The sequence below is a fragment of the Nocardia sp. GP40 genome, assembly GCF_050434125.1.
In the GTDB taxonomy this organism is placed as follows: Bacteria; Actinomycetota; Actinomycetes; order Mycobacteriales; family Mycobacteriaceae; genus Nocardia; species Nocardia albiluteola.
This window is the reverse complement of record NZ_JBNPVW010000048.1, coordinates 1-2,367: the sequence shown is the minus strand read 5'-3', so window position 1 is coordinate 2,367 and position 2,367 is coordinate 1. Positions and strand designations below refer to the sequence as shown.

The following is a 2,367-nucleotide window of genomic DNA, read 5'->3' as shown; positions in this document are numbered from 1 at the left end:
CAGCCAAACTCCGAATGCCGATGAGTGAGAGCGCGGCAGTGAGACTGCGGGGGATAAGCTTCGTAGTCGAGAGGGAAACAGCCCAGATCGCCGGCTAAGGCCCCTAAGCGTGTACTAAGTGGAAAAGGATGTGGGGTCGCTTAGACAACCAGGAGGTTGGCTTAGAAGCAGCCACCCTTGAAAGAGTGCGTAATAGCTCACTGGTCAAGTGATCCTGCGCCGATAATGTAGCGGGGCTCAAGTACACCGCCGAAGCCGCGGCATTCAGTCATTATCTTGCCTTCGGGCCAGGAGATTGGATGGGTAGGGGAGCGTCCTGCAGCCAGGGAAGCGCCGGAGTGATCCAGGTGTGGAGGCTGTGGGAGTGAGAATGCAGGCATGAGTAGCGAAAGACGAGTGAGAAACTCGTCCGCCGAATGACCAAGGGTTCCTGGGCCAGGTTAATCCGCCCAGGGTGAGTCGGGACCTAAGGCGAGGCCGACAGGCGTAGTCGATGGACAACGGGTTGATATTCCCGTACCCGTGTATCCGCGCCCAGTGGCGAATCATCTGTGCTAAGTGTCCTGAACCGGACGGATCACCTTCGGGTGACTGGAAGGGGATGCACACGATCCTGGGTGTAGTAGTCAAGCGATGGGGTGACGCAGGAAGGTAGTGGGGCCACGTGGTGGATTACGTGGTGTAAGCCTGTAGGGCGCGACATAGGCAAATCCGTGTCGCATGAGCCTGAGAGGTGATGCATAGCCGTTGCGGCGAATTCCATGATCCTATGCTGCCGAGAAAAGCCTCTAGTGAGTTGGTACACGGCCCGTACCCCAAACCGACACAGGTGGTCAGGTAGAGAATACTAAGGCGATCGAGATAACTGTGGTGAAGGAACTCGGCAAAATACCTCCGTAACTTCGGGAGAAGGAGGGCCACTTCTGGTGAACGGATTTACTCCGGGAGCTGGCGGTGGTCGCAGAGACCAGTGAGAAGCGACTGTTTACTAAAAACACAGGTCCGTGCGAAGTCGTAAGACGATGTATACGGACTGACGCCTGCCCGGTGCCGGAAGGTTAAGAGGACCGGTTAGCTCTTCGGAGCGAAGCTGAGAATTTAAGCCCCGGTAAACGGCGGTGGTAACTATAACCATCCTAAGGTAGCGAAATTCCTTGTCGGGTAAGTTCCGACCTGCACGAATGGCGTAACGACTTCTCAGCTGTCTCCACCACAGACTCGGCGAAATTGCATTACGAGTAAAGATGCTCGTTACGCGCGGCAGGACGAAAAGACCCCGGGACCTTCACTATAGCTTGGTATTGGTGTTCGGTGCGGTTTGTGTAGGATAGGTGGGAGACTGTGAAGCGGGCACGCCAGTGTTCGTGGAGTCATCGTTGAAATACCACTCTGATCGTATTGGACTTCTAACCTCGGACCGTGATCCGGTTCAGGGACAGTGCCTGGTGGGTAGTTTAACTGGGGCGGTTGCCTCCTAAAATGTAACGGAGGCGCCCAAAGGTTCCCTCAGCCTGGTTGGTAATCAGGTGTCGAGTGCAAGTGCACAAGGGAGCTTGACTGTGAGACTGACAGGTCGAGCAGGGACGAAAGTCGGGACTAGTGATCCGGCACCTACGTGTGGAAGTGGTGTCGCTCAACGGATAAAAGGTACCCCGGGGATAACAGGCTGATCTTCCCCAAGAGTCCATATCGACGGGATGGTTTGGCACCTCGATGTCGGCTCGTCGCATCCTGGGGCTGGAGTAGGTCCCAAGGGTTGGGCTGTTCGCCCATTAAAGCGGCACGCGAGCTGGGTTTAGAACGTCGTGAGACAGTTCGGTCTCTATCCGCCGCGCGCGTTAGAAACTTGAGGAAGGCTGTCCCTAGTACGAGAGGACCGGGACGGACGAACCTCTGGTGTGCCAGTTGTTCTGCCAAGGGCACGGCTGGTTGGCCACGTTCGGAAGGGATAACCGCTGAAAGCATCTAAGCGGGAAGCCTGTTCCAAGATGAGGTTTCTCACCCCCTCGAGGGGGTAAGGCCCCCAACAGATCATTGGGTTGATAGGCCAGAACTGGAAGCCCTGTAAGGGGTGTAGGTGACTGGTACTAATAGGCCGAGGACTTACCAACAAAGCTGCTACGCGTCCACTGTGCGGTATCTGAAACAACACACAGATACCAGAGAAGAAGACAGATGTGAGTTCCTGGATTTTTTCCGGGGGTGACAGGTCTGGCTCTCTGTGTCTAGTTTCATAGAGTTACGGCGGCTATAGCGGTGGGGAAACGCCCGGTCCCATTCCGAACCCGGAAGCTAAGGCCACCTGCGCCGATGGTACTGCACTCGCCAGGGTGTGGGAGAGTAGGACACCGCCGGAACATCCTTTGC

2 rRNA genes are annotated in these 2,367 nt (G+C 56.1%); both read left to right on the top strand.

Annotation, left to right across the window (positions count from 1 at the left end):
* Positions 1 to 2,111, top strand: a 23S ribosomal RNA gene (locus ABH933_RS45455); the annotation flags it as partial.
* Between the two features lie 129 nt (positions 2,112 to 2,240).
* Positions 2,241 to 2,357, top strand: a 5S ribosomal RNA gene (rrf, locus tag ABH933_RS45450).
* The last annotated feature ends 10 nt before the right edge of the window (positions 2,358 to 2,367 follow it).